Raw genomic sequence first — 14410 nt, forward strand, 5'->3', positions numbered from 1 at the left:
GGGTTCCGGGAGGCGACAGCCGCGGCGGGACGCCGGTGGCAGGGAGGCACAATGCCGCGTCTGTCACCACTGTCCCGCTGTCACATGCCTTTCAACGACAACCACATCGAGCCTTCCTCCGTCGCCACCGTCCGCCGCCTGCCCATCGAATTCACCGGCTCCGGCAGCGAGTACTTCCGCATCTGGATCGTCAACCTGCTCCTCCTCCTGGTCACGCTGGGCCTGTACTGGCCCTGGGCCAAGGTGCGGCGCCAGCGCTACTTCTGGGGCAACACCCTGGTGGACGGCGATCCGCTGGGTTTTCACGGCGACCCCAAACAGATGTTCAAGGGCTGGGTGCTGGTCGGGGTGCTGTTCGTGCTCTACAACTGGGCCAGCAGCTTCTCCGCCGTGGCGAGCCTGGTGGCCTTCGTGGCGCTGGCCGCGCTGTGGCCGGCCCTGTGGCGTTCGTCCATGGCCTTCCGCATGGGCAACACCAGCTGGCGGGGCCTGCGGTTCCGCTTCGTGGGCTCGCTGCGCGACGCCTACCTCGCGCACCTGCCGCCGTTTCTGGTGGTGCTGCCGATGGTGCTGCTGACCTTTGCCATCCCCGAAGACCCGGAGCAGGCCCCGCCCGAATGGGTGATGGCGTCCTTCGGTGGGGCGTTTGTGCTGCTGGTGCTGACGCTGCCGTGGCTGCTGTGGCGCATGAAGGCCTACCAGCACCGGCACTACGCGCTCGGCCCCTTGCAGACCGATTTCCGCGCCAGCGTGGGTTCGTTCTACCTGCTGGCGATCAAGCCCTTCCTGCTGTTCGCCGGGGTGATGGGGCTGATCGCGCTGTACGTCGTCACCAGCTTCGGCAGCGCCGACGCGCTGGGCGGCTTGCTGGGCGAGATGATGTGGGTGCTGCCTGTCCTGGTGGTCGGCTTCTGGGTGCTCATGTTCCTGGGCATCGGTCCCTGGATCACCACCCGCCTGCAGAACCTGGTCTGGACCAAGACCGGCAATGGCCAGATGCGCTTCATCAGCCAGCTGCGTTTTCGCGACATGCTCTGGATGAGCATAAAGAACGGGCTGCTGATCGGCATCACCCTGGGGCTGTACTGGCCCTTCGCCAAGGTGGCCATGGCGCGCCTGCGGCTGGAGGCGGTGCACGTGCGCACCGTCACCGACATGCAGGCCCTGCTGGCGGCGGAACACGATCGGCCCGCCGAGGCGGCGGGCGACGCGGCCGGCGATTTCTTCGGTCTGGACGTGGGCCTCTGAGCACGGCACGCATGGACACCTCGGCCCCGTCCGCGAGCCAGGGCCTCGCGGTCCGCTATTTCGACGGCCGCAGCAGCCGCCCGCGCGAGGTGCTGGCCTCGATCGAAGGTGGGCGGCTGCATCTGAAAGGGCCGGACGTGGACCGCGTGATCGAGGCCCGGCGGGTGCAATGGCCCGAGCGCACGCGGCGCGGGCCGCGCATCGCCCAGCTGCCCGACGGCGGCAGCATCCAGTCCGACGACGCGGCGGCCTGGGACGCCTGGGTCCGCGATGCGGGTCACGTGGAATCGGTGGTGGTGCGGCTGCAGCAGAGCTGGCGCGGCGTGCTGGCCAGCCTGCTTCTGCTGGTGGCAGTGAGCGTGGCTGGCTACGTTTGGGGCCTGCCCTGGGCGGCGCGTGCGGTGGCCGACCGCTTCCCGGACGGTGTCGAGCAGCAGATCGGCGAGACGGTGCTGGATCAGGTCGACGATTTCGTGAAGCCCAGCCAGCTGAGCGCCCAGGAGCAACAGGCCATCGAGCAGGCCTGGCAGCGGGTGCTGCGCGCGCACACGGCGGCCCAGGCGGCGCGCGGCGTGGCGGTGCGGCCCTCGCGTCTGCTGATCCGCGACAGCGAAGACATCGGTCCCAACGCGCTGGCACTGCCGGGCGGCACGATGTTGCTGACCGACGACATGGCGCGGCTGCTGCAGCACGACACCGAGGTGATCGCGGGCGTGCTGGCGCACGAACTGGGCCATGTGCAGCATCGGCATGGCGTGCGCATGCTGGTGCAGGTGGGCGTGCTGGGCTTCGTCACCTCGACGCTCTGGGGCGACTACAGCGGCGTGCTGGCCACGGTACCGCTCTGGCTGGGCCAGGCCCACTACTCGCGCGAGGCCGAGCGCGAGGCCGACGCCTACAGCGTGACCGTGCTGCGCGACGCGGGTCTGTCGCCAGCGGTGATGACCCGGCTGTTCGAGCGCTTTGCGCTGTTCAAGCGCTGCGGCGACGACATCCTCAAACCCGTGCCGGCGGGCAGCGCGCCGGTGTGCAAGGCCGAGCAGAAGACGGGCTTCGACGGCGATGAGGACATGGGCGGCTTCTGGGGCCTGGGCTTCGCCTCGCACCCGGCAGACGAGGACCGCACCGCCTTCTTCCGCGACGCGGCGCGCTGAAAGCCAATCAGGCGATCAACCGGGCGATCAGCGCGCCTTCGCTGGGCGCCGCCAGAGGCACCCAGACCTTGATGGGGCTGCCCTGGGCCACGTCGATGGCCTCGCCGTCCTGGTTGCGCATGGCGTCCAGCTGCACCACGCGGTTGCCGCTGGGGTGGATGACTTCCAGCCGGTCACCGACGGCGAAGCGGTTCTTGGTCTCGACCTGTGCCCAGCCGTCTTCGCGCACCTGCAGCACCTCGCCCACGAACTGGCTGCGGTGGCTTTCGCTGTGGCCGGTGATGTAGTTCTGGTAGTCCTGCGCCGGGCGGCGCTCCATCAGGCCGCCGGTGTAGCCGCGGTTGGACAGACCTTCGAGTTCGAGCAGCAGCTCGGGGTTGAACGGCTTGCCGGCCACGGCGTCGTCGATGGCGCGGCGGTAGACCTGCGCGGTGCGCGCCACGTAGTAGTGGCTCTTGGTGCGTCCCTCGATCTTGAGCGAGTCGATGCCCATGGCGGCCAGCTTGCCCACGTGCTCGACGGCGCGCAGGTCCTTGCTGTTCATGATGTAGGTGCCGTGCTCGTCTTCCATGATGGGCATCAGCTCGCCGGGGCGGCCGGCTTCCTCGATCAGCCAGACCTTGTTGGCCTCGGGGTGGCGCTGGCCTGAGCCCGTCGTCGAAAAGGCGCTGGCGGCTTCCTCGTCTTCCTGTGCGAAGTTGAAGCCGTCGAGTGTGGCCACCGGGGCGGCGTCGCCGGTGTCGGTGTCGGTGGTCGCGGCCTGGGTCTTGTATTCCCAGCGGCAGGCGTTGGTGCAGGTGCCCTGGTTGGGGTCGCGCCGGTTGAAGTAACCGCTGAGCAGGCAGCGGCCCGAATAGGCGATGCACAGCGCGCCGTGCACAAACACTTCCAGCTCGATGTCCGGGCAGTCGTTGCGGATCGCCTGCACCTCGTCCAGGCTCAGCTCGCGGCTGAGGATGATGCGGCTGACGCCCTGTTTCTGCCAGAACTTCACCGCCGCGCTGTTGGTGGTGTTGGCCTGCACCGAGAGGTGGATCGGCACCTCGGGCCAGAGGCCTTTTTCCATCTGCTCGCGCACCAGCATGATCAGGCCGGCGTCGGCCATGATCAGCGCGTCGGGCTTGAGTTCCACCACCGGCTGCAGGTCGCGCAGGTAGGTGCGCAGCTTGTCGTTGTGGGCGATCAGGTTGCTGGTGACGAAGAACTTCTTGCCGCGCTGGTGCGCCTCGGCGATGCCCTCCGCAATCTGTTCGAGGCGGAATTCGTTGTTGCGCGCGCGCAGGCTGTAGCGCGGCTGGCCGGCATAGACGGCGTCGGCGCCAAAGTTGTAGGCGGCGCGCATGCGGTGCAGCGAGCCGGCGGGCAGGAGCAGTTCGGGGGCTTTCATCAGGGGGTGGATTGTCCCGCATCGACCGGTTGTGTGCTTGCCGGATACCCGCGCGCCCCGCACAGGCATTCGCCCTGACCACAATGGGCCGCGTATTCCAAGGAGACGCCCCCGTGCCGAACACCCGCTTCCAGCATCCGTTTTCCAGCACTGTCAAAACCTTTCGAACTGCGTCCGGCAAGTCGGGGCGCTTCTATTCGCTGCCCGCCCTGGCGCAGCAGTTCCCCAATGTGAGCCGACTGCCGGTGTCGCTGCGCATCGTGCTGGAGAGCGTGCTGCGTCACTGCGACGGCGAGAAGGTGCTGCCCGAGCAGGTGGCGCAACTGGCCAACTGGCAGCCCGACGCACCCCGCACCGACGAGATCCCGTTCATGGTGGCGCGCGTGGTGCTGCAGGACTTCACCGGCGTGCCGCTGCTGGCCGACCTGGCCGCCATGCGCAGCACCGCGCAGCGCCTGGGCCACGATCCGAAGCGCATCGAACCCCTGGTGCCGGTGGACCTGGTGGTGGACCATTCGGTGATGGTGGACCACTACGGCACGAAGAACGCCCTGGACCTGAACATGAAGCTGGAATTCCAGCGCAACAAGGAGCGCTACCAGTTCCTCAAGTGGGGCATGCAGGCCTTCGAGACCTTCGGCGTGGTGCCGCCGGGCTTCGGCATCGTGCACCAGGTCAACCTGGAACACCTGGCGCGCGGCGTGCACCTCAAGGGCGGGCTCTACTACCCCGACACCCTGGTGGGCACCGACAGCCACACGACGATGATCAACGGCATCGGCGTGGTGGGCTGGGGCGTGGGCGGCATCGAGGCCGAGGCCGCCATGCTGGGGCAGCCAGTGGCCTTCCTCACGCCCGACGTGGTGGGCTTCGAGCTGACCGGTCGCCTGCGCGAGGGCTGCACCGCCACCGACCTCGTGCTCACCGTCACCGAGATCCTGCGCAAGCACAAGGTGGTGGGCAAGTTCGTCGAGTTTTTCGGTGAGGGCACGGCCTCGCTCTCGCTGCCCGACCGCGCGACCATCGCCAACATGGCGCCCGAGTACGGCGCGACCATGGGCTTTTTCCCGGTCGACGGCAAGACCATCGACTACTTTCGCGGCACCGGCCGCGGCAGCGTCGAGATCGAGGCCTTCGAGGCCTACTTCCGTGCCCAAGGCCTGTTCGGAGTACCGGGTGCCGCGGGGGCCTCGCAGGCGGCGGGCGACATCCACTACTCGCAGGTGGTCCGGCTGGACCTGGGGCAGGTGACGCCCAGCCTGGCCGGTCCCAAGCGCCCGCAGGACCGCATCGAACTCGGCCACGTGGCCCGGCAGTTCGCCGACCTGTTCAGCCGGCCCGCCGCCGAAAACGGCTTCAACCAGCCGGCGGCGCTGCTGCACACGCGGCACCAGCCCGATCCGGGTGAGCCGGCCGACACCCTGGCACCCGAGAAGGCCACGCCCACCCCGCCTGGCGCACCACGCTTCGTGGCCGAGATGGAGGCCAACAGACCCGCGCGCGCCACCGCCCACGCCCCGGCCGATCCGCCCCTGCCTGCGGCGCAGAAGAAGCTGACCATCGGCAATGGCGACGTGTTGATCGCCGCCATCACCAGCTGCACCAACACCAGCAACCCCAGCGTGATGCTGGCCGCCGGGCTGCTGGCGAAGAAGGCCGTCGAGGCCGGGCTGAAGGTGCAGCCGCACATCAAGACCTCGCTCGCGCCCGGTTCGCGGGTCGTCACCGAGTACCTGACCCGAACCGGCCTGTTGCCGTACCTGGAGAAACTGGGTTTCGCCCTGGCCGGCTATGGCTGCACCACCTGCATCGGCAATGCAGGGGACCTCCGGCCGGACATCGGCGAGGCCATCGCCCGGAACGACCTGGTCTGCGCGGCTGTGCTCTCGGGCAACCGCAATTTCGAGGCGCGCATCCATCCCCGGCTCAAGGCCAACTTCCTGGCCAGCCCGCCGCTGGTGGTGGCCTATGCCATCGCCGGAACCGTGCTGCGAGACCTGATGACCGAACCGGTCGGCTTCGGCACCCGGGGGCAGGCGGTGTACCTGGGCGACATCTGGCCCTCCAGCGACGAGGTGCATGCGCTGATGAAGGCCGCGATGCACGGCAAGGCCTACCGGGAGAACTACGAGCGCATTGCCACCGAGCCGGGCCCGCTGTGGGAGCGCATCCGTGGCGTGGACGGGCTGGCCTACACCTGGCCCCAGAGCACCTACATCGCCGAGCCGCCGTTCTTCGACGGCTTCGCGCTGCAGGCGCCGGAACAGACCGACCCCGGCGTGCGCGCGGCGCGCATCATGGCGCTGTTCGGCGACTCGATCACCACCGACCACATCTCGCCCGCGGGCTCGATTGCCGAAGCCTCGCCGGCCGGCCAGTGGCTGCTGGCCCACGGTGTGCAGAAGGCCGACTTCAACAGCTACGGCGCACGGCGCGGCCACCACGAGGTGATGATCCGCGGCACCTTTGCCAACGTGCGCATCAAGAACCTGATGCTGCCCGCTGGCCCCGACGGCTCGCGCGAGGAGGGCGGCTGGACGCTCTACCAGCACGAGGGCACGGGCCAGGGCCAGAAGATGAGCATCTACGACGCGGCCATGCGCTACCGCGCGGCCGGCGTGCCGACGGTGGTGTTCGCGGGCGAGGAGTACGGCACCGGGTCGAGCCGCGACTGGGCCGCCAAGGGCACGCAGCTGCTGGGCATCCGGGCGGTGGTGGCGCGCAGCTTCGAGCGCATCCACCGCAGCAACCTGGTGGGCATGGGCGTGCTGCCGCTGCAGTTTGCGCCGGGCGATTCCTGGGAGTCGCTGGGCCTGCGCGGTGACGAGCAGATCGACGTGCTGCCCCGGCCCGACCTGCGGCCGCTGAGCGAAGCCACCCTGGTGGTGACCCGCGCCGATGGCACGCGCCTGACCCGTCCGCTGGTGCTGCGCATCGACACGCCGGTGGAAGTGAACCAATTCCGGGCCGGCGGAATCCTCCCCTACGTGTTGAGGCAGTTGCTGGGCGCTTGAGCCCGGCGCCGCAAACCGGCATCATCCGTTCAACGCGCCCGCGCCGGGCGCATCAGGAGTCCGCCATGCGCCAGACCCCGCTCTACAGCCGATCGGCCCGCCCCGGCCCAGCGCCGGAGGCGGCGCGGGTGAAGAGCGATGTGGTCCAGGGCGAGGCGCCACCGGCACCGGCACCCGCAGCGCCCCGGCCGCACTGGCGCCAGCGGCTGGCCGGCGCCGGCCGGGACCACCGCGTGATCTGGAGTGCTTGGCTGCTGGTGCTGGCACTGCTGGGCGGTCTCTGGTGGCAGCAGTCCGCGAAGGCGCCCAGGGCCCTGACACAGAAGGACATCGACGCCGCCGTCCTGCGCACCCTCACCACCCAGAACCTGCCCTCGCGCGCCGCGCGCGCCGCCGAGAAGATCCGCCCCGCCGTGGTGCGTGTGGTGGCTTACGACAAGGACAAGAAGGGCGAGGAAGTGGAGCAGGGCGTGGGCACCGGGGTGGTGATCCAGGACGAGGGCATCATCCTGACCAATCTGCATGTGGTGCAGTCCGCCCAGGGCATCAAGCTGACCTTCGCCGACGGCAGCGAGTCCCGGGCCAGTGTGGCGGGCATTCAGGCCCAGCACGACCTGGCCGTGCTGCAGGCCCACACCATTCCCGACGACCTGCGCGCGGCCACGCTGCGCACCACCGCGGACCTGGTGCCCGGCGATGAGGTGGTGGCGGTGGGCTTCCCCTTCGGCATCGGCCCCTCGACCTCGGCCGGCGTGATCTCCGGCCTGGGCCGCTCCTTCAAGTCGCCCGAGGGCACGCAGGAGATTGACAACCTGATCCAGTTCGACGCCGCCGCCAACCCCGGCAACTCCGGCGGACCGCTGGTCACCATGGATGGCGAGGTGGTCGGTGTGGTCACCGGCATCCTCAACCCGACCCGCGCCCGGACCTTCCTGGGCATCGGTTTTGCTGTGCCCATCGAGAGCGCGGCCTCCGCCGCCGGACTTCCTCCCTTCTGACACCAAGGAGCGTTTCATGAGCGACCACACCAGCCCCGACACCGCCCAGCTCATGGAGCAGATCCTCTACGAGGTCAAGCGCGTGGTGGTCGGGCAGGACCGGTTCCTGGAGCGCGTCATGGTTGCGTTGCTGGCGCAGGGGCACCTGCTGGTCGAGGGCGTGCCCGGCCTGGCCAAGACACTGACGGTCAAGACCCTGGCGAACGTTGTGCAGGGCCGCTTCAAGCGCATCCAGTTCACGCCCGATCTGGTGCCCGCCGACCTGGTGGGCACGCGCATCTACAACCAGAAGACGGGCGACTTCTCCACCGCGCTCGGCCCGGTGTTCGCCAACCTGCTGCTGGCCGACGAGATCAACCGCGCGCCGGCCAAGGTGCAGAGCGCGCTGCTGGAGGTGATGCAGGAGCGGCAGGTGACCATCGCCGGCGAGACGCACCGTGTGCCCGAGCCTTTCCTGGTGATGGCGACGCAGAACCCGATCGAGACCGAAGGCACCTACCCGCTGCCCGAGGCGCAGGTGGACCGCTTCATGATGAAGGTGCTGGTGGACTACCCGACCGACGAGGAGGAATACGTCATCGTCGAGCGCGTCACCGGCCCGGCGGTGCAGGTCAACGCCGTGGCCACCACCGACCAGCTGGCGGCGCTGCAGGCCCAGTGCCGCGAGGTGTATGTCGATCCTTCACTGGTGCAGTACGCGGTGAAGCTGGTGTCGGCCACACGCACGCCCGAGAGGCACGGGCTCAAGGACGTGGGCCGACTGATCACCTACGGCGCCAGTCCGCGTGCCACCATCGGCCTGGTCGAGGGCGCGCGGGCGCTGGCCCTGCTGCGCGGCCGCAGCTACGCGCTGCCCGAGGACATGGTGGCCTTGGTGCCCGATGTGCTGCGCCACCGCGTGGTGCTGTCCTACGAAGGCCTGTCCGAAGGGCTGAGCAGCGACGCCCTGATCGAGCGCATCATGAAGGCGGTGCCGGCCCCGGCCAAGCCGCTGGAGTATGAGCGCAAGGTGGCCTGACCGGAGCACCGCCATGCTGCTGAGCCTGTTCAAGCGAAAGGCGCCACCGCCACCGGCCGATCTGCCGGTGGGCGACGGCGGGCGCACGGAGGCCTTGCTGCGGCGTCTGGAATGGACGGTCCTGAAACGGCTCGACGGCCTGCTGCAGGGCGACCACCGCACGCTGATGCGCGGCACCGGGCTGGACCTGGCGGACCTGCGCGAATACCAGCACCACGACGACGTGCGCCACATCGACTGGAACGTCACCGCGCGGCTGCAGACGCCGCACGTGCGCGTGTTCACCGAAGACCGCGAGATGGCGGCCTGGTTCCTGCTGGACCTCAGCCCCTCGGTCGATTTCGGCTCGGGCGAGCAGCGCAAGCGTGAGCTGCTGCAGGGCTTTGTCGGCGTGCTGGCGCGCCTGATCAGCCGCCACGGCAACCGCGTCGGCGCGATGCTCTATGGCGCGCGCGGTGGTGCCGCGGTCGACACCGTGCTGCCCGCGCGCGGCGGGCGCCTGCAGGTCTTGCGGCTCTTGCAGCTCATCGGCGCCGATGCCTCGGCGCCGTCCCCGCGTGGCACGAAGGAAGCGGGTGCCACCCGCCTGGCCGACCTGCTGCACGCCGCGACGCTCAGCGTGCGCCAGCGCTCCACGGTGTTCGTGGTGTCCGACTTCATCAGCGAGCCCGGCTGGGAGAAGCCGCTGGGTGAGCTGGCGCGGCGCCACGACGTGGTGGCGGTGCGCCTGCTGGACCCGCTGGAGCTGGAACTGCCCGACCTTGGCATGATCCCCATCCGCGACGCCGAAACCGGCGAGCAGCTGATGGTGGACACCGCCGACAAGGGCTTCCGCCAGCGCTTTGCCCGCCTGGCCGCGCAGCGCGAGGCCACGCTGCGCGAGAGCCTGGGCCGCGCTGGCGTGGACACGCTGGAGCTGTCCACCGGCGACGACCTGGCCGACGCCATCCTGCGTTTCGTGGACCTGCGCAAGCGCCGCAGCAGCCTGTGGCAGGGCCGGCCCGCCCACCTCGCGCCCACGCTTTCCGGAGCCGCCGCATGAAGGACCTGCCCGTCAACTTCCTCTGGCCGCAGTTCCTCTGGCTGCTGGCCGTGCTGCCCCTGCTGGTGCTGCTGTACTGGTGGATCCTGCGCCGCCGCAAGAAGGTGGCGCTGCGCTACGCCAGCCTGTCTATCGTGCGCGAAGCCATGGGCCGCACAACCGGATGGCGGCGCCACATCCCGCCCCTGCTGCTGCTGCTGGCGTTTGCCGCCATGCTGCTGGCCGCGGCGCGACCGGTGGCCACCGTCACGCTGCCCTCGACCCAGCAGACCATCATCCTGGCCATGGACGTCTCGGGCAGCATGCGCGCCACCGACGTGCAGCCCAACCGCCTGGTGGCCTCGCAGAACGCGGCCAAGGCCTTCCTCAAGGAGCTGCCGCGGCATGTGAAGGTGGGCATCGTGGCCTTTGCCGGCTCGGCCCAGGTGGTGCAGCCGGTCACGCTCAGCCGCGAAGACCTGAACGTCGCCATCGACAAGTTCCAGCTGCAGCGCGCCACGGCCATCGGCAGCGCCATCGTGGTCGCCCTCTCCGAGCTGTTTCCGGGCGAAGTCGATCTGGCCAGTGTGACCTACGGCCGTGCCAGCAACGACCCGTTCGCGCCGCAGGGCCGGGCCATCGACCAGCCGCAGACCGAGAAGAAGCCGTTCGAGCCAGTGCCGCCGGGCTCCTACGGTTCGGCCGCGATCATCCTGCTGACCGACGGCCAGCGCACCACCGGTGTCGACACGGACGAGGCGGCCAAGATGGCGGCCGACCGCGGCGTGCGCGTCTACACCGTGGGTGTGGGCACGGTGGACGGCGAGGTGATTGGTTTCGAGGGCTGGTCGATGCGGGTGCGGCTGGACGAGGACACGCTCAAGGCGGTGGCGCGCGACACCAAGGGCGAGTACTTCTACGCCGGCACGGCCGAGAACCTCCAGCAGGTGTACGAGTCGCTGAGCACGCGGCTGACGGTGGAGAAGAAGGAGACCGAGGTCTCGGGCCTGCTGGCGCTGGCGGCGGCGGTGCTGGTTCTGTTGTCTGCGGGCTTGTCGCTGTTCTGGTTCAACAGGGTGCTGTAGCCCCCACGATCCGTCGCTGCGCGGGTCGCTGCCCCAGGACCGGGGAGGGCCCCGGTCCTTGCCGGGTCCGGGGGCTGGTCCGGCTTGGGGCGGCCCGGCGCCGGACCGTCGCAAACAACCCTGACATTCGTCAACGCCGGCGGGTGGCGCACCGGCACAATCGCCGCCATGAATCAAAAGGTCGTCGTCGCCGGTGGCGGCATCGGTGGGCTGGCGTGTGCGCTGGCCCTGTCGCGCGCTGGCGTGGGGGTGGACCTGCTGGAGCAGGCCGCCGCGTTCGGTGAGGTGGGGGCCGGTCTGCAGCTTGGTCCCAACGCCGTCCGGGTGCTTGAGGCCTGGGGCCTGTCCGGTGCGCTGCGCGCCTGCGCAGCCTTCCCCGAGTCGCTGCAGGTGCGCGACGCGCACAACGCGGCCTCGCTGGGCATCCTCCGTCTGGGGGCCGTCAGCCGGGCGCGCTACGGCGCGTCCTACGCCACCGTCCACCGCGCCGACCTGCACGGCCTGCTGCTCGAAGCGGTGCAGCGCGAGCCCCGCATCCGGCTGCATCTGGACACCCGGCTGGCCGGGTACGAGGAGACGGCCGACGGCCTGCGCGTGACCTGCGAGAGCGACGCCGTCTACGAGGCCGATGCCCTGGTCGGGGCCGACGGGCTCTGGAGCCGGGTGCGCATCGGCCTGCTGGGCAACCGGCCGGCGCGGGTGAGCGGCCACCTGGCCTACCGCGGCATGGTGGCGGCCAACGAGTTGCCGGACGTGATGCGAGCACCGGTGGTCACCGCCTGGCTTGGGCCCCGCCTGCACGTGGTGCACTACCCGGTGCGGCGCGGTGAGTGGTTCAACGTGGTTGCGGTGGTGGAGGGACTGCTCGGTCGCGGCCACGGCGGCCCGCCCGGCAGCGACCCCCAGAGCTGGAGCCACCAGGCGCGGCAGGCCGACCTGTTGCGCGCGCTGGGGCCGGTCTGCCCGGACCTCAGGGCCATGCTCGACCGGGTGGGGGAGTGGAAGCTCTGGGCGCTGAACGACCGCTCGCCGGTGGCCGGACCCGGCGAACACGCTCGCGGCCGCGTGGCCCTGCTGGGCGATGCGGCCCACCCGCTGCGGCCCTACCTGGCGCAAGGAGCGGCCATGGCCATCGAAGACGCCTGGACGCTCGGTCGCCTGGCCGGCGCGGCCCAGGGCCCCATCGACTGGGCCACGCTGTTTGCGCGCTACGCGCAGACCCGCTGGCAGCGCAACGCGCGCGTGCAGGCCCGCTCGCAGCGCAACGGCACCATCTTCCACGCCAGCGGGGCCCTGCGCCTGGCGCGCAATGCGGCCATGGCGGTGCTGGGCGAATCGCTGATGGACAATCCCTGGCTGTACAGCGGGCCGCCCGATCCCCTCGCGGCCTGATCACTTTCCAAGGAGCCGACCCATGCCCAGCCAGCCACGCCGCCAAGCCATTGCCGCCACCATCGCCGCAGGGATGTTTTTTGCACTCGGTGCGTCGTCCACCTTCGCCCAGACCGCCTGGCCCAGCAAGCCGCTGAAGATGGTGGTCGGTTTCCCGGCCGGATCCTCGCCCGACCTGACCGCGCGCCTGCTGGCCGAGCCGCTGTCGCAGGCGCTGGGCCAGCCGGTGATCGTCGAGAACAAGGCCGGCGCGGGCGGCAACATCGGTGCCGACGCCGTGGCCCGCGCCACCGACGACCACACCATCGGGCTGATGATCAACGGCAACCTCACCATCGCCAAGATCCTCAACCCCGCCACCACCTACGACCCGCTCAAGGACCTGCAGCCGGTCTCGCTGATCGCGGTCTCGCCGCTGGTGCTGGCGGCGCCCGCAGGCGCACCGGTCGGCAAGGCCTTCTTCGACCAGGCCAAGGCGCAGGGCGACAAGCTCAACTACGGCACCCCCGGCGTGGGCACGGTGGCCCACCTGGGCATGGAACTGCTCAAGGCCAAGGCCGGCATTGCGCCGGTGCATGTGCCCTACCCGGGCAACCCGCAGGTGATCACCGGGCTGATCGGCGGCCAGGTCCAGATGGCCCTGCTGCCACCGGGACTGGCGATGGCCCAGGTCAAGGGCGGCAAGCTGCAGGCTGTCGGCGTCACATCCACGGGCCGCAGCAGCGTGGTGCCCGAGGTGGCGAGCCTTGCCGACGCGGGTGTGCAGGGTCTGCAGTTGGAGATCTGGAACGCGGTGGCCGCACCGGTGGGCATGCCCAAGACCCATGTGCAGAAGCTGGCCACGCTGCTGGCCGAGATCGTGCGCCGCCCCGAGATCCGCCAGAAAATCCTGAACCAGGGCTGGCAGGTGGCGGGCACGTCGCCGGAAGGTCTGGCCAAGCGCATCGCCGCCGACACCGCGGCCATGGCCGACGTGATTCAGAAGAACAACATCAAGGCGAATTGACGCCGAGACAGGCGGCCATGTCCGCCAGCTCGGCATCCAGCGCCTGCCGGAACTCCTGGTCTTTCGGCGCCTGTCCGTTGACATGGCCGATGTCGGGCTGCAGGCGCCCACCCACCACCGACAGGTTGCCCCAGCCGATCACTTCGTCGCGCCACAGCAGCGGCAGCGCGTAGTAGCCGCGCACGCGCTTCGCGGGCGGGGTGTAGGCCTCGAAGCGGTAGGCCCAGCCCCAGAGGCGCTCGAAGCGGCCGCGGTCCCAGACCACGGGGTCGAAGGGGGCGAGCAGGCGTACGCGCTCTTCCACTTTCCAGCGGCGCGCGGCCGGGTCTTCGCCCTCAGGCCAGAACCAGCGCACGCCGTCCAGCTCGGCGCTCGGCAGGCGCTGGGTGGCGCGTTGCAGCGCCGCGCGCAACAGGCCCTTCCACTGCGGCACGGCGTGCTGCAGCATGGCCACCAGCTGGCGCAGGCCGGGCTGGGGCAGGGGCGCGTACTTGTTCACCAGCACGTCTACCAGCCGGTCCAGCGTGGCCGGCACATTGTCGGGCGCGGTCTGCGGCTGGTGGGCGGCGTAGAGGCGGATGCCGTTGTCGCGCCGCGCCACGCGCAGCAGGCCGCGGTAATGCATCGCGTCCAGCAGCTGGGTGCTGGCCTTGGACCGACCACCGAAGCCGTTGGTGGTGTGGCCGTGGGCGAAGTGCTCGTCCACCTCGCGTGGGTGGGCCTCGCCGCGTGCGTGCACGAAGTGCCAGACCGCCTCGGCCTGCGCCCAGCGTTCGGCGGGCCATTCGCGCAGCGCGCTGCGCGGGTGCATGAGCGCGTGCAGCTCGGGTGTGACGAAGCCGTAGTTGACGAAGAAGTCCTCTTCGATCGCGAGCTTCGGGTAACGCCGTTCCAGGTCGCCCACCCGGTAGCCCTGGACGCGGTGGCGCAGCGTCAGGTCCTGTGCGCGGGCGGGCGAACGGATCGGGTCGGCCTGCACAAACCCCAGGCGCGCGATGGCCCGGGGCAGGGTGGTGGGTGTGAACAGGCTGCGCGCCACGGCGTGGCGGCGCAGGTGGGCAAGGGTGATGGCGGCCATGCGCCATCA

Annotated in this window: 11 protein-coding genes; 9 read left to right on the top strand and 2 right to left on the bottom strand. The window is 70.1% G+C overall.

Translation table 11 applies throughout. The features are described from left to right. The first annotated feature begins 84 nt into the window (after positions 1-84). Positions 85-1248, top strand: a complete 1164-nt coding sequence (locus tag HPF_RS06970; RefSeq protein ID WP_165961660.1) for a YjgN family protein — start codon at positions 85-87, stop codon at positions 1246-1248. 11 nt (positions 1249-1259) lie between these two features. Then, entirely contained in the window at positions 1260-2402 is a 1143-nt protein-coding gene (locus HPF_RS06975; protein WP_133156145.1) for a M48 family metallopeptidase, read from the top strand. Positions 2403-2409: 7 nt separating this feature from the next. On the opposite strand, the gene trhP is transcribed toward HPF_RS06975, so the two are convergent. Next, positions 2410-3789, bottom strand: a complete 1380-nt coding sequence (gene trhP / locus HPF_RS06980) for a prephenate-dependent tRNA uridine(34) hydroxylase TrhP (protein ID WP_133156146.1) — start codon at positions 3787-3789, stop codon at positions 2410-2412. 113 nt (positions 3790-3902) lie between these two features. Here trhP and HPF_RS06985 point away from each other — a divergent pair, with 113 nt between their 5' ends. From HPF_RS06985 to HPF_RS07015, 7 genes are all read left to right on the top strand, one after another. Next, positions 3903-6803, top strand: a complete 2901-nt coding sequence (locus tag HPF_RS06985; protein ID WP_243721699.1) for an aconitate hydratase — start codon at positions 3903-3905, stop codon at positions 6801-6803. Between the two features lie 65 nt (positions 6804-6868). Further along, on the top strand, positions 6869-7801 hold the full coding sequence (locus tag HPF_RS06990) for a S1C family serine protease (RefSeq protein ID WP_133156148.1): 933 nt from the start codon (positions 6869-6871) through the stop codon (positions 7799-7801). Positions 7802-7817: 16 nt separating this feature from the next. After that, positions 7818-8819 carry an AAA family ATPase gene (locus HPF_RS06995; RefSeq protein ID WP_133156149.1) on the top strand — a complete coding sequence of 334 codons (1002 nt, stop codon included), beginning with the start codon at positions 7818-7820 and terminating at the stop codon, positions 8817-8819. 13 nt (positions 8820-8832) lie between these two features. Continuing rightward, on the top strand, positions 8833-9861 hold the full coding sequence (locus HPF_RS07000; RefSeq protein ID WP_133156150.1) for a DUF58 domain-containing protein: 1029 nt from the start codon (positions 8833-8835) through the stop codon (positions 9859-9861). Beyond that, positions 9858-10925, top strand: a complete 1068-nt coding sequence (locus HPF_RS07005; RefSeq protein ID WP_066149801.1) for a VWA domain-containing protein — start codon at positions 9858-9860, stop codon at positions 10923-10925. The genes HPF_RS07000 and HPF_RS07005 overlap by 4 nt, the downstream gene beginning before the upstream one ends. A gap of 168 nt (positions 10926-11093) precedes the next feature. Then, positions 11094-12317: an FAD-dependent monooxygenase gene (locus HPF_RS07010; RefSeq protein ID WP_079366997.1), complete on the top strand. Its 1224-nt coding sequence runs from the start codon at positions 11094-11096 to the stop codon at positions 12315-12317. 22 nt (positions 12318-12339) lie between these two features. Further along, positions 12340-13323 (top strand): Bug family tripartite tricarboxylate transporter substrate binding protein, encoded by a 984-nt coding sequence (locus tag HPF_RS07015; protein WP_133156151.1) that lies wholly within the window; start codon positions 12340-12342, stop codon positions 13321-13323. On the opposite strand, the gene HPF_RS07020 is transcribed toward HPF_RS07015, so the two are convergent. Next, entirely contained in the window at positions 13310-14401 is a 1092-nt protein-coding gene (locus tag HPF_RS07020; RefSeq protein WP_133156152.1) for a DNA glycosylase AlkZ-like family protein, read from the bottom strand. The two genes, HPF_RS07015 and HPF_RS07020, sit on opposite strands and share 14 nt — an antisense overlap. Positions 14402-14410 lie beyond the last annotated feature (9 nt).

The sequence above is a fragment of the Hydrogenophaga pseudoflava genome, assembly GCF_004353865.1.
Taxonomy (GTDB): Bacteria; Pseudomonadota; Gammaproteobacteria; order Burkholderiales; family Burkholderiaceae_C; genus Hydrogenophaga; species Hydrogenophaga pseudoflava.

What these genes read in the sequence shown, in the direction of transcription:
- HPF_RS07000 (WP_133156150.1), top strand. Translation starts at nt 8,833, where the DNA reads ATGCTGCTGAGCCTGTTCAAGCGAAAGGCGCCACCGCCACCGGCCGAT.
- HPF_RS06970 (WP_165961660.1), top strand. Translation starts at nt 85, where the DNA reads ATGCCTTTCAACGACAACCACATCGAGCCTTCCTCCGTCGCCACCGTC.
- HPF_RS06995 (WP_133156149.1), top strand. Translation starts at nt 7,818, where the DNA reads ATGAGCGACCACACCAGCCCCGACACCGCCCAGCTCATGGAGCAGATC.
- HPF_RS06990 (WP_133156148.1), top strand. Translation starts at nt 6,869, where the DNA reads ATGCGCCAGACCCCGCTCTACAGCCGATCGGCCCGCCCCGGCCCAGCG.
- HPF_RS07010 (WP_079366997.1), top strand. Translation starts at nt 11,094, where the DNA reads ATGAATCAAAAGGTCGTCGTCGCCGGTGGCGGCATCGGTGGGCTGGCG.
- HPF_RS07015 (WP_133156151.1), top strand. Translation starts at nt 12,340, where the DNA reads ATGCCCAGCCAGCCACGCCGCCAAGCCATTGCCGCCACCATCGCCGCA.
- trhP (WP_133156146.1), bottom strand. Translation starts at nt 3,789, where the DNA reads ATGAAAGCCCCCGAACTGCTCCTGCCCGCCGGCTCGCTGCACCGCATG.
- HPF_RS06975 (WP_133156145.1), top strand. Translation starts at nt 1,260, where the DNA reads ATGGACACCTCGGCCCCGTCCGCGAGCCAGGGCCTCGCGGTCCGCTAT.
- HPF_RS07005 (WP_066149801.1), top strand. Translation starts at nt 9,858, where the DNA reads ATGAAGGACCTGCCCGTCAACTTCCTCTGGCCGCAGTTCCTCTGGCTG.
- HPF_RS07020 (WP_133156152.1), bottom strand. Translation starts at nt 14,401, where the DNA reads ATGGCCGCCATCACCCTTGCCCACCTGCGCCGCCACGCCGTGGCGCGC.